This is a genomic window from Paenibacillus sp. PsM32, assembly GCF_030433815.1.
In the GTDB taxonomy this organism is placed as follows: Bacteria; Bacillota; Bacilli; order Paenibacillales; family Paenibacillaceae; genus Saccharibacillus; species Saccharibacillus kyungheensis.
Map to the genome: position 1 here is coordinate 81,788 of NZ_JARUWY010000013.1, position 20,727 is coordinate 102,514.

At 38.9% G+C, this 20,727-nt stretch carries 18 protein-coding genes; 1 reads left to right on the forward strand and 17 read right to left on the reverse strand.

Annotation, left to right across the window (positions count from 1 at the left end; all coding sequences use genetic code 11):
• Nucleotides 1-9: 9 nt before the first annotated feature.
• From QCD85_RS20220 to def, 7 genes are all read right to left on the reverse strand, one after another.
• A complete protein-coding gene (locus tag QCD85_RS20220; protein WP_301263697.1) occupies nt 10-2,427 on the reverse strand; it encodes a glycoside hydrolase family 95 protein in 2,418 nt (805 codons plus the stop codon).
• A gap of 116 nt (nt 2,428-2,543) precedes the next feature.
• The gene (locus QCD85_RS20225; RefSeq protein WP_301263698.1) at nt 2,544-4,235 is read right to left on the reverse strand and encodes an ABC transporter substrate-binding protein; all 1,692 of its coding nucleotides are present in this window, start codon (nt 4,233-4,235) and stop codon (nt 2,544-2,546) included.
• Between the two features lie 99 nt (nt 4,236-4,334).
• The gene (locus tag QCD85_RS20230) at nt 4,335-5,237 is read right to left on the reverse strand and encodes a carbohydrate ABC transporter permease (protein WP_273613617.1); all 903 of its coding nucleotides are present in this window, start codon (nt 5,235-5,237) and stop codon (nt 4,335-4,337) included.
• Between the two features lie 31 nt (nt 5,238-5,268).
• Nucleotides 5,269-6,249 (reverse strand): ABC transporter permease, encoded by a 981-nt coding sequence (locus QCD85_RS20235; RefSeq protein ID WP_301263699.1) that lies wholly within the window; start codon nt 6,247-6,249, stop codon nt 5,269-5,271.
• A 255-nt stretch (nt 6,250-6,504) separates the two neighbouring features.
• The gene (locus QCD85_RS20240) at nt 6,505-8,040 is read right to left on the reverse strand and encodes a response regulator transcription factor (RefSeq protein ID WP_301263700.1); all 1,536 of its coding nucleotides are present in this window, start codon (nt 8,038-8,040) and stop codon (nt 6,505-6,507) included.
• Nucleotides 8,040-9,845, reverse strand: coding sequence for a sensor histidine kinase (locus QCD85_RS20245; protein ID WP_301263701.1), 1,806 nt, complete (start codon nt 9,843-9,845; stop codon nt 8,040-8,042). Before QCD85_RS20245 ends, QCD85_RS20240 begins: the two co-directional genes overlap by 1 nt.
• Before the next feature lie 257 nt (nt 9,846-10,102).
• Complete coding sequence (gene def / locus QCD85_RS20250; protein ID WP_301263702.1) at nt 10,103-10,678, reverse strand: peptide deformylase; 576 nt, start codon at nt 10,676-10,678, stop codon at nt 10,103-10,105.
• Nucleotides 10,679-11,002: 324 nt separating this feature from the next.
• Between def and QCD85_RS20255 the strand changes: the two genes are divergently transcribed.
• Nucleotides 11,003-11,470: a MarR family winged helix-turn-helix transcriptional regulator gene (locus QCD85_RS20255; RefSeq protein ID WP_273613622.1), complete on the forward strand. Its 468-nt coding sequence runs from the start codon at nt 11,003-11,005 to the stop codon at nt 11,468-11,470.
• Nucleotides 11,471-11,549: 79 nt separating this feature from the next.
• On the opposite strand, the gene QCD85_RS20260 is transcribed toward QCD85_RS20255, so the two are convergent.
• The 10 genes from QCD85_RS20260 to QCD85_RS20305 form a co-directional block, all read right to left on the reverse strand.
• A complete protein-coding gene (locus QCD85_RS20260) occupies nt 11,550-11,867 on the reverse strand; it encodes a thioredoxin family protein (RefSeq protein WP_204827062.1) in 318 nt (105 codons plus the stop codon).
• Between the two features lie 147 nt (nt 11,868-12,014).
• Nucleotides 12,015-12,788, reverse strand: coding sequence for an alpha/beta hydrolase (locus tag QCD85_RS20265; protein ID WP_274171862.1), 774 nt, complete (start codon nt 12,786-12,788; stop codon nt 12,015-12,017).
• 134 nt (nt 12,789-12,922) lie between these two features.
• Nucleotides 12,923-13,696, reverse strand: a complete 774-nt coding sequence (locus tag QCD85_RS20270; RefSeq protein ID WP_301263703.1) for a ZIP family metal transporter — start codon at nt 13,694-13,696, stop codon at nt 12,923-12,925.
• Between the two features lie 121 nt (nt 13,697-13,817).
• Entirely contained in the window at nt 13,818-14,726 is a 909-nt protein-coding gene (locus QCD85_RS20275; RefSeq protein ID WP_301263704.1) for an aldo/keto reductase, read from the reverse strand.
• A gap of 77 nt (nt 14,727-14,803) precedes the next feature.
• Entirely contained in the window at nt 14,804-15,007 is a 204-nt protein-coding gene (locus QCD85_RS20280) for a YwbE family protein (RefSeq protein ID WP_273613626.1), read from the reverse strand.
• A gap of 111 nt (nt 15,008-15,118) precedes the next feature.
• Nucleotides 15,119-15,382, reverse strand: a complete 264-nt coding sequence (locus QCD85_RS20285) for a YqkE family protein (RefSeq protein WP_301263705.1) — start codon at nt 15,380-15,382, stop codon at nt 15,119-15,121.
• Nucleotides 15,383-15,450: 68 nt separating this feature from the next.
• Nucleotides 15,451-16,782: a hemolysin family protein gene (locus QCD85_RS20290; RefSeq protein WP_301263706.1), complete on the reverse strand. Its 1,332-nt coding sequence runs from the start codon at nt 16,780-16,782 to the stop codon at nt 15,451-15,453.
• 236 nt (nt 16,783-17,018) lie between these two features.
• Entirely contained in the window at nt 17,019-17,525 is a 507-nt protein-coding gene (locus QCD85_RS20295; protein WP_273613629.1) for a hypothetical protein, read from the reverse strand.
• A gap of 190 nt (nt 17,526-17,715) precedes the next feature.
• Nucleotides 17,716-19,404, reverse strand: coding sequence for a glycerol-3-phosphate dehydrogenase/oxidase (locus QCD85_RS20300; protein WP_274171856.1), 1,689 nt, complete (start codon nt 19,402-19,404; stop codon nt 17,716-17,718).
• A gap of 227 nt (nt 19,405-19,631) precedes the next feature.
• Nucleotides 19,632-20,603 carry an ABC transporter substrate-binding protein gene (locus tag QCD85_RS20305; RefSeq protein ID WP_301263707.1) on the reverse strand — a complete coding sequence of 324 codons (972 nt, stop codon included), beginning with the start codon at nt 20,601-20,603 and terminating at the stop codon, nt 19,632-19,634.
• Nucleotides 20,604-20,727: the final 124 nt, after the last annotated feature.

Consider the following 20,727-nt stretch of genomic DNA (forward strand, 5'->3'; position numbering starts at 1 on the left):
ATCCGAATTTTAGACCTTTGCATGTAATGTATAACTTCTCCCCGCTTCCGCAGTAAACTCCAGCACAAAATCAGTTTGTTGCTCATTAGGTTCAGTCAATGTAGAAGCTGTTAATGGATCTTCCAATTGCAGAGCAATAGAACTCACCAAGCGACAGGTTCCATGAAACTGCGATTCTACTGTCACTTCTACCAGTTGTGCTTGTTGCCAGTGCATATCTACTGTATATCCGCCACGTGCCCGTAGCCCTTTCACAAATCCTTTATTCCATACTTCTGGCAACGCAGGCAGTAGATGTAGTTCTTGTAAATGGCTTTGAAGCAACATTTCAGCAATACCTGCGGTTCCACCAAAATTACCATCAATCTGAAATGGAGGATGAGCATCAAATAGATTCGGATATGTAGAACGTGATAATAACGTACTTACAAATTCATGTGCAGTCTCTCCATCCAACAAACGAGCATACAGATTAATAAGCCAAGCACAGCTCCATCCGGTATGTCCTCCGCCATGCTGAATACGTCGTTCTAGCGAGACACGAGCAGCTTCTACTAGCTCAGGTGTCTGATAACGATTAATCTCATGCCCGGGATACAGACCATACAAATGAGACACATGACGATGCCCTGGTTCATGCTCTTCATAATCCCGGTACCATTCTTGTAATTGACCATGGCGACCAATATGAAAAGGATATAAGCGCTTATAAGTCTCTTGTAGCTCAGTTGCCCAATCTTGATCGACTTCAAGCAATAATGTGCTGGTGATACAGTGATCTAATAATTCGCGGATCAATGTCATATCCATCGTAGATGCTGCTGATGTACTACATACTTCTCCAGAAGCAATTAGAAATTTATTTTCAGGTGAAGTCGAAGGAACAGTAACCAAATAACCTTCACGATCTTCAACCAACCAATCCAGTGCAAACCTAGCAGCTTCTTTCAAAATCGGATAAGCCGTTTCCCGTAAAAAGTCTAGATCACGATGATATTCATAATGCTCCCACAGATGCGCACATAACCAGATTCCACCAAGAGGCCAGAACGCCCAGCTTGCATCACCTTGAGTCGGAACAGCCAAGCGCCAGAGATCACTATTATGATGGGTCGTCCAACCTTTGGCTCCATAATGAACTTTCGCCGCTTCCTGACCACTTACACTCAGATCTTCTATCATACGAAATAACGGTTGATGACATTCAGAAAGCTGACACACTTCAGCAGGCCAGTAATTCATCTGTGTATTGATATTCGTGGTGTAATCACTATTCCATGGAGCTTGTACATGTTCATTCCATATCCCTTGTAGATTAGCTGGCTCACTTCCAGGTCTGGACGAGGAGATTAACAAATATCTTCCATAATGAAAATATAGCGCTTCTAAATCTGGATCATGACGATGCTGTTGATATTGTTGCAGTCGCTGATCGGTTGGTAATTCTTGGTCAGTTATACTTTGATCGGATGCTAACAGATGTTGCTCATCTTCTAATTGAAGCTCTACCCGATTAAACAGACTACTATAATCTGCTAGATGTTGTTCTAACAATGACTGGTATCCAATACTTCCCGCTTGATTGAGAATAGCTACACATTCCTCTGCTAATACACGTCCGCTACTTCCCGGGACTTGATCGTATCCTTCAAAGTTAGTAACGACTGATAATACAATCATAATTTCATGTGCTTCTTGAATAGATAAGTGCTGATCTTCTGCTTGAATATGTCCTTGATCTACATACACTTTGACGCCTACATGAAATTTAATACCTTGCTCTGCTTGTGCATCATACGCGTAAGGTGGTTCTGTCTGACGGTAGTCTTCGATACTTGGCAAGCAATAGCCAGCTAACGATAATTCATGATCTTGAGCGTACTGTTGATGCGGTTGTACACTATCTAGTCGTACACGAATATTCAGAGGTTGCTGACCATCACTACGTAACCGATAGACCATCACTTGATGCGGATGACTGACAAATACTTCTTTTTCAATACGATGTCCATCTGCTTGCCATGATGTACGGGTGAGCGCTTGATCTACCAGTAACTCACGATGATAATCTGTAATTACAGGTTCAGTCGCAGGGTATTGTATATCGACCCACAGGTCGCCTACAGGTTGATAACCTTCAGTATCATGCCCTAACATGCTGGTGTTAATAATCGATTGTGCTTCTTCTAATTGGTTATCAAAAATAAGTTCTCGAACATGAGATAACTCAGCTAAACTACTAGGATTGACTGTCTCATGTGTTTTCCCTGACCATAATGTATCTTCATTCAATTGAATACGATCCTGCTGTATACCACCAAATACCATGCCTCCTAGACGACCATTCCCTATCGGTAACGCTTCTTCCCAGAGTTGTGCAGGTTGGTTGTACCATAGTTTCCATAACGACTGCTTATTTTGATCCATCAGTATATGACCTCCTGATTGAAATTCATACATTTGAAATTCATACATAAAGGGGCTTCGTTAATCCGAAGCCCCTCTTTGCGCTGTATCACAGCTTTTGCAATTATCTAAGATGTTTATTTTGCAGTGACAGGTTTGCTCCACAATTCAACGGTATCTTTGATCATTTGTGTATACGATGCTTCCATTTTTTTCATTGGTTCTGTACTTAACTCAGTAACCATTTCATCGTAAATGCCATCAAATTCTTCTGGAGAAGCTAAAATTGCTTCTGGAATACGTTTACGCACAATATCTTGTCCTTTTTGGAAGTTTACTGTGTATTCTTGATCATCCGGTGCTGGTAAGTTGTACGCTGCACCCCAAGGTTTAACAGGGAACTCATCTTTTTGCGGGAATAAGTCTTTCCATGTTGTTGCACCATAAGCTTTTAATGTTTCTTTTTCGGAAGCTGTGTAACCTGCAATAATTTGTTCAGGGAAATTCGTAGTGTAATAGTTACCTGATGGATCTTTCACGCCATCACCATAATGAACACCAAATATAGTATATCCACTTACACCTGTTGTTTTAACAAAGTTCGTATTATCATTTGTTTTCATGTCTTGGACATCCGCAGGAATAACACGTTTGCCATCTTTCATATTGTACTGCTTACCTTCGATACCCCATTGATTCAAGACTTGAGCTTCATCTGAAGACATCCAATCTAAGAATTTGATAATGCGGATCGGGTCTTTCGCAGAAGTAGTAATCCCTATACCGTAACCTACTGGTGCACCGATATCCTGGAATGAACGATCTTTTGTTTCTGTTGTTAATTGAACAGGATAATGCCCGTATGCACGTTCAGTCATACCTGAAGATTTTAGAGCATTTTCAGCTTGTTGGTAATCCCAATCTTGATCGATTAGACCAAGAACACGTCCACTTGCAATTTTAGAGTTATATTGGTCTGTTTTTTGTGTGAATGTCTCAGGATCTAACAAACCTTCGTTATACATATGATTTAACCAGCGGAAATATTCTTTTTCTTCCGGACGTTTGTAATGAAGTTGTGCTTCATAGGTCTCAGGGTCGATGTAGAATTCGCCATCATCCGGTGCACCTGTTGATAAGAATGCTGGGTTTGTAACTGTAATCTGAATTTTCCAATCATCTGCATTAAGAGATAATGGAATCGTTGGTTGTCCATTGATTGTCGGATTTTTTTCTTTGTACTCTTTTAATACTTTTTCGAAATCTTTAACCGTTTCGATTTTAGGATAGCCTAGTTCTTTCATTACAGCATTTTGCACTTCAAAGCCGCCACCTGCGTCAAAGCTTGTTTGCCCTACGCCTGCATTGGTTGGCAATACATAGATAGATGGATCTTCTTTACTGTATTGTAAGCGAGCAAGATCGTCTCCATATACTTTTTTGATATTAGGACCATATTTATTAATAAGATCAGTCAAATCGATCAATGCGCCAGCTTCTACTAATTTACTAATCGAACCTTTAGGAGTAATCATATCAGGATAGTCACCAGAAGCTGTCATCAAAGCAATCTTCTGTGTACCCCCACCACTTACATCATATTCAGCATTGAGCGTTACATTCGTTGCTTTGGTGATTGCTTTACCAACATCATCCTGCATATTATTCCACGTTGGATTCGCATCAGAACCAAAAAAGGAAATCGTGATCGGTGTGGACACATCAGAAGTTTCTGTTTCTACTGGATCTGAACTTCCACATGCAGTTACACTTGCTAGTGCTACCACTAACATCGGTGCCAAAGCATATCTGAATAATTTTCTCGGCATTAAAATTGCCTCCCTTTTGAATATAGATAGTCCTTCAATCATAGAACAGGGTAGAAATAAGTATATGCTAAGGTGGTGACACACCACCCGATAGCTATATTAAGCTTTCACTGCACCTAGCGTCATACCGCTGACAAAATACTTTTGCAAAAACGGATATACGATAAGGATCGGTAATGTAACGACAATCGTAATCGCCATTCGAATCGATTCAGGAGAAATACTTGCCATCTGCTTCGCCATATCGTTCGCATTCACAGCACCACTTTGCTGTGTACTTTGTTGCAATACTTTCATCAACTCATACTGTAGCGTTGTCCATTCAGGACTGCTGGCGTTATACAGATACGTATCAAACCAAGAGTTCCATTGTCCAACTGCTAAGAACAAAGCAATCGTTGCAAGTACCGGCTTACAGAGTGGTAAAATAACTTTCCAATAAATCGTGAAATCATTCGCTCCGTCAAGCTTCGCTGATTCTTGCAAAGCATACGGTAAGCCATCGATAAAGGAACGGATAATGAATACGTTAAATGCACTCACGATTCCTGGTAAAACGTAGACCCAGAATGTTCCGATCAAGTGTAGATCTCTCATTAACAAGAACGTTGGAACCAATCCAGCAGTAACATACATGGTTAATGCTAAGAATGTTGAAATAAATTTACGAGCTTGAAAATCGACTCTACTCAATGTGAAGGCTAGCATTGAAGCACTAAGCAATCCAAGTACTGTCCCAATTACTGTTCTTAATACCGAAATCCATGCTCCAGTTAACAGTCCTTGATATTGAAAAATAGTGGCATAGTTCTCTAATGTAAATGCTCTTGGAAAAATATGAATACCACCTCGAACTGTATCTGTCGATTGGTTAAGTGAAATCGCAAGTACATTCAAGAAAGGATATAACGTTACTACAAGTACCATTAACATCACGATCGTATTACAAATATCAAATATTTTATCGCCTCTGGTCGCATTAAAAGCTTTGTTTGCTGCCATGGTCGCCCGCCTCCTTTTGAATACAGATTATTTACATAATGCTTTCTTTGGTTGTTTTCTTGAAAATTCCATTAGCTGTAAACAACAAGATAATACTAATCACCGAGTTGAAAATACTAATAGCCGTACCGTATGAATAACGGTTCATTTCCAATCCATATTTCAACGCGTACAAATCAAGCACTTGTGAATAATCTTGCACCAAATTGTTACCGAGCAAGAATTGCTTCTCAAAACCGATACTCACCAAATGTCCGATCGACATAATCAACAGCACGGTAATCGTGGTACGCATACCTGGAAGTGTAATATGCCACATTTGGCGAAAACGTCCAGCACCGTCTACACGAGAAGCTTCATACTGTTCCTGGTCAATACCTGTGATCGCTGCCAGATAGATAATGGTATTCCAACCCATCTCTTTCCAAATATCTGAAGCGGTTACAATTCCCCAGAACCATTTCCCTTGAGCCATAAATTGAATCGGCTGATCGATAATATGCATCGATACTAATAGTTCGTTGACTATACCACCATCAGTCGATAACGATTTCGTTACAATACCTGCTACAACAACCCATGATACAAAGTGAGGAAGATACGAAACGGTCTGTACTGTTCTTTTGAAAAACATGCCTTTGACTTCATTCAGCAAAATAGCAAAAATAACAGGAACAACAAATCCAAAAATCAGACCCATAAAACTCATTGCCAGCGTATTACGCAGAGCTAAGTAAAATTGTTGATCTGCGAATAAGGCTGTAAATTGATCGAATCCAACCCACTTCTGATCAAAAAACGATTTGGCTGGTTTAAAATTCTGGAATGCCATTGTCCAGCCCCACAAAGGAACATAACTAAAAATGAAAGCCCAGATTACAAACGGTAGTGACATCAGATAAAGATAGCGCTGCTGTTTAAATAATTTCCAGAAGCCACCGCCTCTTTTGATCGTTGTTTTGGATACTCGCTCTCCTTTTTTAGAAGAAGCACGCTTGGTTGTTGTGTCCATAATACAGTCCACCCTCCTATAATCGATCATTCATCCCTTTCGGGTTCCGCTTCTTCATCCCTATTGTCATACGACTCAGGGGTATATACCGATTATAAAAGAAAGCGCTTTCTATTTATACCTTCTAAATTATACATAAAATCATATAAAAATTAGATATCGCTTACATTTGGTTCTTTAAAGTCAAATTTTTACCTGATTGTGGGATTATAAGCGGTAATAGTCCACGCAAATCATTATACTTTTTCTACTGATTTATACATCATCGTTTTGTTGATCTCGATAAGCAGACGGCGAAATTCCTGTATATTTTTTGAATTTGCTATGAAAATAATCTACATTCGCATATCCAACTTGAGAAGCGACTTTGTGTACTTTCATTCCTTGTGCCAACAACGATTTGGCTTGCTCTAACCGTACCTGATCTAGAAAATGGTTAAAGGATTCGCCTGTGTGTGTTTTGAACATTTTGCCAAGATAAGCACTATTGTAATTAAATATTTCCGCTAATAATTCAAGCTTGAGGTTATCGCTATAATTGCGCTGAATAAAATCGGTCATCTGCTTCATTACCGATTCATGAGTACCATGATTGATCGACTGTAACAATTGTTCTAATCGGCTTACTACCAATGTAATCATCTGTCTGGTAGTCGATACAGCGTACAATTCAGGGATTAAAGACAGACATTGTTGCACAGCAGCCCCAGAACCCGGTACACTTGCTGGCAAGCGGCTAAGAGCCAGTGATAACACATGCGAACAAAGACTTTTCACTTCACGTTCAGATAGTCCAGCTTTCCATGAAATATCACATAATTCTTCCAGTACTCGCTCAGCGGCAGCCACATTACGAATATCGACAGCATAATACAGACGGTCTGACCATTCTCCTGCCAAAGGAACGTCAGCAAGTGGCTCAGTAGTAGCTCGATCTACAGCAAGTTCTGTCGACATCACACCATGATCATCACACCAGAAGCGTTGTGCAATCAATGTGGATGCTTCTTCATAGATCAAGCGAAGGTCTTCAAGGTCTGTTACTACATGACTTGCAGCTAGGTACATTTCAGGTTCATCATGTAACCATGACCAGATGTGTTCTTTCAATTGTATTAATTCATGATGTTGCATATATGCTTGCTCTGTCAGCAAACCGATATATGGACCTGCACGAAATACAATACGATGATAAGCGTCATTGGAATATTCAGCCAACTTTTGCATTTGAGTAAAAAAGTTTACTTTTTCATCGCCTTGCACATGACTACATTCGATCAAAATCAATTGGTAACGTTCCCAATGTAACTGAAGCGAAGTCGCACTTTGATGTTGTGATGATGATGATACTAATAATTGTTCGACTTTTTCAGATAATGGAGTCTCTGGAATATGGATAATCATATCTTGTTGCTCACGATGAAGAGATCCATGTACACGACGAAGTTCATCTTGCATTTCATCTTCATCTACAGGTTTGAGTAAATATCCATCAACTCCAAATCCTAATGCTTTGCGTGCATATTCAAAATCAGCATGTCCGCTTAAAATTAAAAAATGCGCTTGCTGGTGTTGCTCACGAATGTGTTCAATCACTTCCAGTCCACTCATTCCCGGCATACGAATATCCATAATCGTTAGATCCGGTTTCCAGCGCTCAAACTTTTGAATTGCATCTCTTCCATTTACCGCAGCATCAACAACTTCAAATCCAATCTCATTCCAATTAATAATCGTTTTTAGTCCTTCACGAATCGCGGGTTCATCATCTACGATCATCACTTTAAACATTATTTATTGCCCCCTGACATTAATTGATCGGTTGTGGCTGGTATTTTAAATGAAATTTGAGTTCCTTCCCCAAGCATACTGGATATATGAAGCCCATACGCTGCACCGTACGACAAAATCAATCGCTGATGTACATTGCGTAATCCAATACGATCTCCTTCCTGACTTTCATTGATTTGGAGTGAATTTTTTACCCATTGCAAACGTTCCTCTGCTATCCCTGCTCCATTATCGATAACATCTATCATGACATCTTGTTCAATCCGTAATGTACGAATAATAATCAATCCACCATTTTCCCGACTTTCCAGACCATGAATAATCGCATTTTCTACTAAAGGCTGAATAATTAACGGTGGAATCGATATTTCTTTTGTTTGAGGATCGATAAGCAATTCATAATTTAAGCGATCACCAAAACGAAACTTTTGAATTTCCAAATACGATTTAATTAATTCCATTTCGCCTTGTAAAGTTGTATTTTTCATACCAATCTCTAAATTATTACGAATCAATTTGCCTAACAAACGCACAATATACGCAATCTCTTGTTCACCTCGAATATGAGCTTTCATCCGTATCGATTCCAGAGCATTGAATAAAAAGTGAGGATTGATTTGACTGGCTAACATTTTAAAGCTGATTTCTTTTTGACTCACTTCCAAGCGAGTATTGCGCTCATTCGATTCATATACTTGATCCATCAACGTTCTTATACTGACGACCATATCGTTGAATTTTCTTGAAAGCTGTCCAATCTCATCAGCTCCTGCAATATGGGAAACGACTTTTAGATCGCCTGTTCCTACTTTGTTCATCTGACGACTTAGACCGGATAAGCGGCGCGTAATCAAGTGTGAGATCAAGTATAAAAATAATAATCCAGTACAGAGAATCAATATTAGTAATCCGGTACCAATCAGAATAATACGATTTGAATCCCGAACTATACTTTCATTAGCAAATACAGAGATAATTTTTAACCCGTTATCACTGCTATCTGGCATCACTTCATCCACTACAATATTCGAAAGCTGTCCTTTTACATCACGCTCATAGATTCCTTTGCCTTGTAGATCGGAGCTTATGCCTAGCTCTGGATCACCCAACTGTTTGCCGATTAAAGTGACATCTTTGGCAGCGACTACATAACCGCTATGATCCAAAATCATTGTCTCAAATGGTTCTGCACTCAAAATTGAATTAAGATAGGACTGGCTGAGTTCAATAACGAGTACACCATTTGTCGTATAATCGGTAAAGTTGATTTTGCGCACCAGACTGAGTTTTTTAGTTTCACTAATTTCGATATCATTGCGGTAAATCCAATTGATCTTGCGACTATTGATCGCCGTCTGATACCATTTGCTATCACGTACTTCATTACTGACTTTCATAAATTCCAAATTATTCTGAATAGTGTTATTAGTGGTGTAAAATCGGATTGCTGATATTTCAGAGTACAAACGCAGATATTCTTGAAATTCCTGATAATTGTGATAAGCGACAACCAGATCGTATACTTTGGTATAGCGTGTGTTGACCACATCACTTAGTCTGGAATCAAATAGTAGCTTGTTAGATATATCAATAGGTACACGCAACATAGTATCCATTTGATTTTTGACACGTTCTACATTATTGGTGGTCTGCTCAATCGCATTATCCAGAGCCGATTGTCTAAAATAATCTACTACGACCCCGCCAATCCCCAGTACAGGAAGCGCGACAATAAAGATATACGCAAAAATCAATTTATTTTTAATTTTTACATTATTCATGCGCTCAATCAACGGCTTCCACATGACTCCCCCTACTTTCTACACCATTTGTTTGCCGTTTTGGATAAAACGCTTACAGAAATCAGAATAATATAACATAAAATCTAGTTTTTGTTTATTCTATTTATCATATCACAAACCAATTTGAAAAGACTGCCTTCACAACAGCAGTCTTTTAGCCGATATCATTAATAGCTTAGTATATTAACAATATCAATCCATTTTCATCCATAATATCCAGTTGATATGATTCAACCGTCCGCTATAGCTGTAATGAATAGTTACAGTGGACGAATAAACTCAACCTCTGGCAAACGGCTAGGATCTTTTTTATTGATATGATCATAGAACATTACACCGTTCAAATGATCTAATTCATGCTGAATGACGACAGCTTCAAACCCTTTTAGTTTCAATGTAAAAGGTTTCCCGTCAGGTGTAAATGCTTTTATCGTTATTTTCTCATACCGTGGTACGAATCCTTCTACATCACGGTCAACTGACAAACATCCCTCTCCGTGCTCCAGATAGACCATTGCTGTGGAATGACTAACTAATTTGGGATTGCAAAACACATATTCAAGTTGCCGATCTTGGTCATTAGTAAAGTAGACTACAAACACTCTTCCATCCCAACCAACCTGATTAGCTGATAATCCTATTCCTGGACGCAAACTATATTTCTCAGCTAATTTCTCATCTTGCGATTTTTTCAAAAAATCCATCATTCGATTCGCACGTGTACGATCTTCATCAGATAACGGTAATTTCACAGGTTCCGCTACTTTTCGCAAAATCGGATCACCTTCACGCACAATCTCGTCCATCGTCACAAAAGAAAGTGAAGAATTATTCAATGTATAGAGCCACCTTTATATTTGTCATAGATTGGAATTCACACAAAGTGATAGTCAAATCACATTATTTTAGATTTAATTATAAAAAATGTTCAATTTTACGTCAATGATAACGTTTACTTGTCTCAATCTGTCGAATTTGCATTGACGATAGTATGGTAACAAATTACTATAATGTTAAGGAAGTTTTAAGAATGATCGAAATCTTAGTATCTTTTTCACATTTACTTTCGTTTTTTACTGTTAATTGTAGTTGTATAGTGCAGTATACAATGATAGTTAACTAAGAGTTTTATTTATATATATCGAAGGAGGATTTACAATTTGGAAACGTCTAATGAACTTCTCAAAAGCTATTTAACACTTGTGGATCGTATGCCACGTATTATGGAGCTCCCTACCTTAATGCGACAACTCAAGTCCAATGCTACAGAAGTGTATATCCTGCACTTTTTGTTAGCAAACGGCAGTCAATATGGTACAGACATTGTCCGGGCAACAGGTCTGACTACCAGTGCCGTTACACAGATCTGCGATAAGTTAGGACAAGAAGAGTTGATTGAACGTACACGATCCGATCAAGATCGTCGGTATGTGAGTATTTCGATTACCCGTAAAGGGGAAGAAGCACTAGATGGAATGTACAAAATCATGTCTAATAAATTAGTTGAAAGTATTCGTGGGCTTAGTGATGATGAGGCACATGAATTACTAGGACATTTCAGAAGTGTAGAACATTTAATTATGAAGCGTAAAGATTTGACGGTAAACGAATTATCGGTAAAAAGTTAAGACATTGCTGTTGTAGTATCCTGTTGTATATAAAAAACGTCCGAATGGAATATATTCCATTCGGGCGTTTTTATTTATATTACTCTACTGTTGCTAAATATTCAGCAACTTGCGTAGGTGTTTTAGCAAATTTACTGTGCAAATGAGCTATTTTTTCACCATTACGATATACAAGCAAGCTTGGAATTCCTCTTACTTCATTTTGCTCAGCCAAATCTTGAAACTTTTCTGCATCCATCGCAAAGAACTGTTTGTCATTGTTCTTTTCGATAATATCAACCATAAAACGGTCAAGCGTTTTGCAATCCGGGCACCAGTTTGTATCAAATTTGATTACAGTAAGGTCGTTACCATTAATCAAATTGCGGTATTGATCTTCCGATTCTATTCTTTCCATTAGGAAGTGATCCTCCTTTAAATGATGATTCAATTAGCAACAATACAAAATATAATCTCTTAATATGAAGATGTTGCTATCTTTATTATCTGCTCTTTATTGTAATTTAGCAACAATGTAGTGTATAAAGTGTATTAAAAATGATTATTATTTCAATAAACCGACTGTTTTTTGATCAAATAACCAGCCCATCAGATCAGGAAAACGCTGATAAAACGTTTCAGGATCATGATCGTCACCTTCGATTCGTTCAAAGTAGAAATGAGATTCTGCCAGATTATTCATCAAAATACTTACCGCTTCATCTGTGCACGTCTGTATCAAGCGCTGACGATTTGCTTTACCCAAGCCTTCTAGATTACCGATATCCATATAGATACGCAGATCAGGAGATAGATGCTGACGTTCTCTCATAAATTCAATAAATCCTTCATACCAGAGCGAAGCCGACATAATTCCAATTCTGCCAAACACATGTGGATAGACATAGGCGGCAAATAAAGACACCAGACCACCCAAAGACTTGCCTACAATTCCTGTCATTTCAGGTCGACTGTCTGTATAAAAGTTCTGATCGATCCATGGCTTAATCTCATGAGCAATCAGATTCAAATACTCGGTCGCCCGTCCGCCAAAATCTCCATGACCCAGTCCTGGATAAAGAGCACGTGCATACCACGGTGTATATTCAACTAAAGGATCATACGCAGCTATCCCGACTAGAATTAATTCCGGTAAAGTGCCTGCGGCAAAGCGTTGTTCTAAATTATATAAAGTTCCGTTCAATACCAGATCAAATACATCTCCGCCATCATGAACATAGACGACTGGTAACGGATACGATGCTTTATCATAAGAAGGTGGCAAATAAATCAGCAAGTCTCGACCTGCATACATTTTGGTAAAAAGTGTTCCTCGCATACGACTCTCTCCCCCTACTGATAATCATTATCAATTAGTATACCAAATGATCGAGAAGATGACAAAAAAAGCTTATCGATGTTATGTACACCGAATAAGCTCCTTTTCAAACACAGATATCGATTAATATTGACTTATGATCCGATACTTAACAACAATGCAGTCAGTAATCCAAGTGAAGCGATCAACCCTACTAACGGGCCACCATCTTCATACGCTTCCGGCATCATCGTTGAACAGATCATCGCTATAATACCACCACCGGCAAAAGCACCGATTCCTGCTTTGATCTCATCTGGCAATAATTCTAAGAATAGGTACCCTGCCATCGAAGCCAGAGCAGAGATCACGAGAACAACAGCCCACATGCCAAAAATTTTGCCACGTGAATAATGACTTTGCTTCAACCCTACCGTACTGGACAATCCTTCAGGAATATTGCTGACAAAAATAGAAATAACCAATACCAGACTTACACCCTGACCTGCAAGCAAACTTGCTCCGATCATAATGGATTCAGGAATCGCATCCATCACTGTACCTGCAAATATACCAAGTCCACTTTGACTGCCGCCATCCTTTTCTTTAGAGGATGAATTAGAAGAAGACGAGTCTTCCTTGCTCATATAGGAACGTTTACGGTTCGCTCCCCCTTTACGAGATATGTATAGATCAAATGCAGTGTATACAATCGCACCCACCATAAAGCCTATACCTGTTGCCCAGATGCCTCCATCTTCTACTGCATCTGATAACAATTCAAAAGCAACCGCTCCGATAAGCGTCCCTGTACCAAAAGCCATAATCCAGCCAATAATCTTCTTAGGCATATTGAAAAACATGGCAATCAAAGCTCCTAATAAAACAGCAGAGCCTGCTATCGCACCCCACATTAACGCATTCCACATATTTATTCTCCTCTCACTACACTGTCTTATTATTAACCCAAAATAAGAACTTTAGACCGATGTGAGCATAAAAAAATAGAATAAATGAATTAAATGCGAATATGAACGCTTTTTCATATCATTAACGGTGTTGTGTATACTGGTTAGCAGCCCGAATAGAACGGATCATTTGCAGTTCATCATCTGTTAATGCTGGTGATGAAGCGGCTTCTACATTTTCACGTAATTGTTGTGATGAACTTGCTCCCGCGGCTAGCACTGCTACTGCTGGATGAGCAAGTACATATTGAATAGCGGTCTGGGAAAGGCTTCTATTAGCTTGTGTAAGAGGTTCTAATTGCTGGCGCAGACTAATAACATCTTCACCGCTGATATCCAGATAACCCTTCTGTGCTTTGTTTTCACGTCCATCTGCTAAAGCTCCACTTGCTACAGCACCACGTACAATAGAACTGATCCCTTTTTGTGTTAATAACGGTAATACTTCTTCTTCAGGACGACGATCCAAAATACTGTACTGGCTCATTACACTGACAATATGCGAACGATCTACATATTCACGAATCACATTAGGACGAATCGAAGAAATACCGTATTCTCGAATCAACCCTTCTCTTTTTAATTGTGCAAAAGCTTCGATCGTTTCGTCGATATTGTCATCCATTGTACCGCCATGCAGTTGATACAGATCAATATAATCGGTCTGTAAGCGTCGTAAGCTTTCTTTGATCGCTTCCATAATATGAGCTTTGGATGGATTCCATACTAAGCCGTCTTGACCTTCTACACGAGTATTACCTACTTTGCTAGCGATAATCACATCACTGCGGCGACCTTTGATCGCTTTCCCAATCAATTCTTCATTGTGCCCGTTATCATAAATATCTGCTGTATCCAAAAAGTTAATCCCCAGATCAAGTGCTTCATGTAGCAAAGGAATCACTTTGCTCTCGTCTGTTCCCAGAGACATACAACCCAGTCCAATTTCACCTACGATTAAATCTGATGTACCTAGTCTATTCTTTTTCATGATTGATCATCCTTTCACGATATCGATCTGATCTTTCTTTCACTTATTGATATATCCGTAATACTACTTATTAAACATTACACGTTGCTATTAATAATATGTTTTACCCGTCCTACGTCTCCTGATTGAAGGCGTACTTTGATTCCATGTGGATGATTGGGTGAATTGGTTAAGATATCTTTGACAATTCCTCTTGTTAATTTGCCTGTGCGTTGATCTTGTTTGAGTACAATATCGACTTCGATTCCTGCTTTAATATTCGCGCGTGTCTGACCACTCATTTATAATTCCCACTTTCTATATTTAACATGTATAACAAATGCCGATAAGGCACTCCTACGAGCACAATACCGGCATTTGGATCATTGATATATACGTTGTAGCTAACAGATTTATTTGAATTTTTTCCAGTCTTGTTTGGTATTTTCGAGCAAATATCCAAAATCGTTATCACGACGTTTTTGTTCTGCTTTGCGAGCATCGTCTGCTTCTTGTTGTTGTTTCTCTTTGCGTTGTTGCTCTTCTGCTTTGAGCTCGGTTGCTTGCGCTTTGAGCTTATCTAATACATCAGCACTTAGCATGTCTTTGAGTGTAGCTGGTCGATCTTGTGCTGGTGTAGCTGTCGGTCTTGCAGATGCTCTATTTTTCTTAGCCATCTATAATCACCTCTTTTACTATACGAACTTGTTATAGTATACCATCGTTACGGAATAGACGAAAATGATTACTCTTGCTCCTCTTCTTCATCTTCTTCTTCAAACGTAGTCACTTCAATTTCTTTAATATGACGGTTTTCCATACGGGTTACGGTAAATTCATATTCTTCGACCCGTACCGATTCACCTTCATGAATATTAAATTTCTGCGCCCAGATCCATCCACCAATCGTATACGCTTCGCCGGCTTCGATATCCGTTCCTAGACGACGATTCACTTCATGAATCAATGCAAGTGGTTGTAGACGATAATGCTTGTCTCCTAGCTTATGAATCGCTGGCGTAGCAGCAGGTTCGATATCTGATTTGGAAGGAATATCGCCTACAATTTCTTCTAAAATATCTTCCAATGTCACCATACCTGCTGTTCCGCCATACTCATCTAGCAAAACCGCCATATGAATATTTTGCTTTTGCATTTGCCCTAATAATTCACGAGCAGGCACAGTCTCTATCAATTGCAAGACAGGCTTGATAAAAGGCGCAATCGGATCAGTAGGTGTATGTGGATGACTCACAGCATCACGCAATACTTCTTTGACATTGAGCAATCCAATAATACGGTCTTTGTCTCCATCCAGAGCGACAGGAATCAAGCTGTATGGCTCTTCTTTCACCAGTTCATAGAAGTCTGCTAATTTCGCTTCATGCCCGATATACTTCATCTCTGTACGTGGAACCATAATCTCGCTACCAACTAATTCATCAAATTCAAACACATTATTCAAATAACGATATTCTGTCGGTGTAATATTACCACTTTTGAATCCTTCTGATAGAGCAAATCGTAACTCTGCTTCACTCTGTGCGGCATCTTGTTCAGAGATAGGCTTTACTCCGAATAAACCGGTAATCAGACGTGCTGAACGACTCAGTACCCAGTTAAATGGATACGTAATGCGGTAAAAGACCATCATCGGACGAGCAAAGAATAATGCCATCGGTTCAGCCAGTTGAATAGCGAACGATTTGGGAACCAGTTCTCCGATCAACACTTCGAAATAGGTCAGTAACAAAAAGGCGATAATAAACGATATGACCGATTCTAATCCTGCTGGAACATGAACCCAGACAAAAATCGGATGAAGTAATTCTTCTATCGTCGATTCTCCTAACCAACCCAGTGCTAGTGATGTGAGCGTTGTTCCTAACTGACAAGCTGATAAAAATTCATCCAATTTGGAAATAATATTCTGAACAGCAACTGCATTTTTGTTGCCTTCATCGGCCAATTGATTGATCTTGGAAATACGTACACGAATAATCGAATACTCAGATGCTACAAAAAAGGCTGTTAATAAAATCAGTACAATAACCAATATCAAATTCAAAAATTCCATACCTTGCTCCCCTTTGCGTGATCTATCTATTTGCTCACTAAAAGTATGTATAGATGTACACATATGAAATACATTACCCATTTTTGACTGCTATGCTTTGATTCTATGCAAAAAATCCTAACGATACATAACAAAAAAAGCGATCAGAACAGAGATTACTGTTCAAATCGCTTTGTTTAGAATCGTTGTATCACATATACCACTTCATTATATATGCACAACTTCAATATGTTATATTATTTTGTTTTCGGCTTACGATCGACTAATAACCATGCTCCGCCTAATAAAACAGCAAGTGCAACCAAAGGTTGTACAAATACCACATGATGGAGTACAGAATCTAACGAAAAGACAGCGAAAAACAACAATCCGATTACTGTCAAAATATTAATCGGAATCAACAACCATTTGTTACGAGAACCTAACCAGTAAAACTCAAACAATCCTAACGCTACTGCAAGTATGTAACCCGGCCACATCACAGCCCAAAGATCAAACAATGTAGCGATTTGACTCACTACACCTGCTCCTAGCAAAATTCCACCTGGAATCAATAACCCTTTGTGTTTGGAATTCATTAACGAAAAATGTAACCAGTGAAAAAATAGCCCTAACGGAATAACAAACAAAGTCGGCCAAAATGTAGCAAAAATAGTTCCTACCCCTGTAGACCCGCCCGGATTCAAAAATAAATAAACACCTAACAACAATAATACCGGTGCAAGAACTGCTTTTTTAATCATGATCCTTACACACCCCTTTTCTATTCGATTATCCTTGATTACACTGTATCACACCTTGCTTTGCAACTCATCCGCCTATAGAAGAAAATAAACCTAGACTAAAGTCGTAGATGACTTCAATCTATATATAAAAAGACCCTTCCACAAAGGAAGAGCCTTGAATACATTATATTCTACATTAAAGTTGATATCAGACTGCAAATTCGCTTTTCGTTGGAGCATCGACAGGTACAACAGCATCATGTAAATGTCCTTCTAATTCGTCAGTGTAGCGACGTTTTTGGTCGGCTGTCCAGTTAAAACGTCTGGACATATATTCGATCACAGGTTGTTTCCATTCATGTACCCAATTGATATTGAAGAATAAAGCTCCTGTACGACGGATAAAGAAATCGACCGGTTTGACTGTCATTTCTTCTTGAATAGCATACGCAATACGAGCGCGAATATCTGCTGGTAATTTCAATTCATCTGCGATAGAGTCTGATTGACGTACCAGATCAAATAATTTGCTTACATTGGAACCGTAGAAGCCTGCTAGATATTCCGCTTGTTCTATTGTTAATCCAGCTTGTCTACCTTTGTCTCCTTGTTGCAAAATAAAAGCAGGTAAGTTCGCTGAACCGCCTACATCCCCACCAGAGATTGCCATATGTTTGGTCTGACAAGGTTTGAATTTTTTGCCTTGTTCTTTGCCGATCAATTCAGCAGCTAGATCTATCACCATTTCCGCCATTTTGCGGTAACCTGTTAATTTACCACCAGCAATCGTAATCAAGCCACTATCTGATTGCCATACTTCATCTTTACGCGAAATTTCAGAAGGATCTTTACCTTCTTCATAGATCAATGGACGTACACCTGCCCAGCTTGATTCGACATCAGCGGCTGTAACTTTCACACTCGGGAACATATAGTTAATCGCTTTTAATACATAATCACGATCTTCCAGTGTCATTTGTGGGTGGATCGGATCTGCTTTGTAGACGGTATCGGTTGTACCAACATACGTTTTGCCATCTCTCGGAATCGCGAATACCATCCGACCATCCGGTGTATCAAAATAAACAGCTTGTTCTAAAGGGAAACGCTCATGATCGATAACCAAATGAATCCCTTTAGTCATTTGTAGTACTTTACCTTTTTTGGATTTATCTAATTGACGAAGTGTATCTACCCATGGACCTGCTGCATTGATTACTTTGCGAGCGAAAATACTATATTCTTGACCGCTAATCGTATCGGTGACTTTTACACCTTTTAGCTTGCCATTTTCATAAATAAATTCAGATGCTTTGGTATAGTTAGACGCATAAGCACCACGTTTTACTGCTTCTTTGATTACTTCAATCGTTAAACGAGCATCATCGGTACGGTATTCTACATAATAACCGCCACCTTGTAGACCATCTTTTTTGATCAAAGGTTCTTTGCCCATCGTTTCTTTAACACTTAACATTTTACGACGTTCATTTCTTTTGACGCCTGCTAAGTAATCGTATACACGTAGACCGATTGAAGTACTGAAGCTACCGAATGTTCCGCCTTTGTGAAAAGGAAGTAGCATCCATTCTGGTGTAGTAACATGCGGTCCATTTTCATATACGACAGCACGTTCTTTTCCTACTTCTGCAACCATCTTCACTTCAAATTGCTTCAAATACCGCAATCCACCATGAACTAGTTTCGTAGAACGACTGGATGTTCCTGCGGCATAATCCTGCATTTCTACCAGCCCTGTTTTCATTCCGCGAGTAACAGCATCTAAAGCAATCCCTGATCCTGTAATTCCGCCACCGATTACCAGTACATCTAATACGTCACTGCTCATATGCTCTAATGCATTTGCTCTGTTTTGTGCTGAAAATGTTGTATTCATCGGTATATCCTCCCTTATTTGAACGCGCTATACTGTTTATTTTTACCAATCATAAGCCATAAAAAAGAGACCACGAATAATTACACTAAAACGGCTGTATACCGCGTGTACTCGTGGTCTCTCCAAAGTCTCATGACATTATTATTAACTTGTTAACTGTATTGTACCATATTAGCTTTAGGGTAGCAAAGAATTTAGACAATTTTTTAAACATTAGTAATGATGGGTTACGATTGAGTTAGGCATTTTACAATATAATCAAGCTGTCCATTCATAGAAATCGGATCGTTGAAATAATAAGCGACCGGATCAATTTTGAATACGTGGTTATTTTTCACTGCCGGCAAGTCTTTCCATAGACTGCTGTTGTATACGTTACTTCCATCTTTATCACCATCTCCACCCCACGGTGAAGTGAAAATATAATCGCCTGCGAAATCAGGCAGATTTTCAAGAGAAAGACTTGCAAAACCTTTACCACTATCAATAGCTTCTTTTTGTAACATCGGTGTACCTTTAAGACCTAATGCTTGATAAATAATCTCTCCTCCGCGACCATACGTATCACCCATCGCATAGATCCCTTTAGCATATGGTTGTAGAATAGATACTGTTTTATCGCCGACTGCGGCTTGTACTTGTGGTTTTAGCTTGTTGATTTTGGTTTCCCAGGCAGCGGCTACTTCTTTAGCTTTATCCTCTGTGCCTGTCATTTTACCGAATTCTTGCAATAATTCCTTGTACGTATATTGTCCGTATTTGATCGCAACAGTAGGAGCAATTTGCTCATAATTTTCTATATTTTCATCGTTATCCCAGACTACAATTAGATCTGGATTTAGAGCTAATACTTTTTCAACATCCGGGTTATTACCTAAGTTGGTTACACCTTCTGTCGTTTCTTTTAAAATCGCACTTTGAAATACATAATCAATTGTTGCAATCGGCTTGATCCCTAATGCATACAAATATCCGTAATAACTATCTGCTATCACAACTACACGCTGAGGATGACCGGGTACTTGGACTTCACCATTTGCTGCTTTGTATGTAATCGTCTTATTCGTTGTTGCTGGTGTATCTGTAGAGGTTGATATAGATGTAGAAGATGTGGGTGTTGTACTTTGACCACAAGCTGCCAGAATAGCAATTAGCACAATCGTCGTTAAGATTATACTTACCTTTTTGATACTATACATGCTGTATAACCGCCTTTTATATTATGATATGTCGCTTTTAAATGATAAAGATTATCATTATCAATTGAAATCTTAGCATAGAATGAGAAGGATTGCATCCATTTTTTTGAAAATAACATATAGC